The sequence below is a fragment of the Flavobacterium sp. R1_16 genome (assembly GCF_057652095.1).
In genome coordinates, this window is record NZ_JBYFCG010000025.1 from 1 (window position 1) to 1,328 (window position 1,328).

Annotated in this window: 1 pseudogene; it reads right to left on the reverse strand. The window is 37.2% G+C overall.

Features of this window, described 5'->3' with window-relative positions:
• Positions 1-1,328, reverse strand: a pseudogene (locus tag AC23L6_RS13330) (hypothetical protein); the annotation flags it as partial.

A 1,328-nucleotide genomic window follows, 5' to 3' on the forward strand; every position in this document is an offset into this window, starting at 1 on the left:
TGCTGATTGAATCGATTCTGACCAATAACTAAAAACATAATTCTGACCTGGCTTTACAGCAACTGTTTGACACCAAACCCTGTCATTCCCAGCATTTACTATTGAACCGTCAGCAACCATCATTTTTCCTACACCGGGAGATAAACGTTCTACGCATGGTTGAAAACCACTCCAATAACTATTTGCATTGGTTGTAATTCCGTAACGCCCCTGAGCTCCTGGAGAAACTACCAAATACTTATAATCAGTACTAAATCCAACATTACCTAATGAAAAATCACCATTATATATTAATTCATCATTAGTAATTACAGAACTAGAAGTGACCGTATAAATTGTTGTCTGTGTTGGACTAACCGTTGGATTTGAAACATTTGGAGTAGTTAAAGTCGAATCTGAAGGGGATGCTGTCCAAGAATAACCCGAAGAGCCTCCACTTACTGATAAAGCTGTTGATGTTGATGAACAATTTGTTACTCCTGAACTGACTGTTAAATCCGCTGGTGCTGTTAAAACAATATTGTTTTGTGTGATAATCGTATTAACTGCATCTTTTATAGAAAGACTATAAGTTCCAGCGTTTAAGCCTGTAAATATACCTGAAGTATTACTAATTGGAGCTATTATTGGACTAATTCCTGTTAAGGTATAATTAGCATAAGGTAGAACGCCTCCTATTCCAAAGCCTGATATAGATCCATTTGATAAACCGGGACAAGTAGGACTTTGGAAAGTGTAGTTTAATGATAAGGGTTGTGGACCTGTTAAAGAAAAATCATCAACGGCAAAGTCGTTTCCTATAGCATTTACATTTGTGTTCCAAAGTTCGATAGTAACACAGGTTGCAGCTGCTTTGAAAGTATAAAGCACTTGCTTCCATCCCGAAGCAGGCAATGGAACAACAGAACTAAAAGGGGTTGGCACAATGCTTCCTGCTCCTGTAAAAGAAATTCCTATACTTGATTGAGTAGCAGTATTAGTAACAACGGTAGAAATTGACTTTACCCAATAACTAAAAGTATAAGAAGTACCTATAGTTAATCCACAAATTCCCGCTCCAGCATTACCAGCTTTCCAAAATCGAGGTGAGCCTGCTGTTGTATTTCCATCAACAATTAACATTTTCCCTGTTCCTGTAGTATGGTCTCCATCATTAATAAAAATAGAAGAGTTAACTGCTATAGGATTAGTAGCTAAAGCAAAATTTCCTGAAACTGTAGACCCTGAAAAAGGAGCTAAAAGCTCCGAATATCCTAATCCATCAGTAACAAAACCAACTCCATTTCCTCCACTCTCAAAATCCCCATTTACAATAAGGTTTTGTGAAT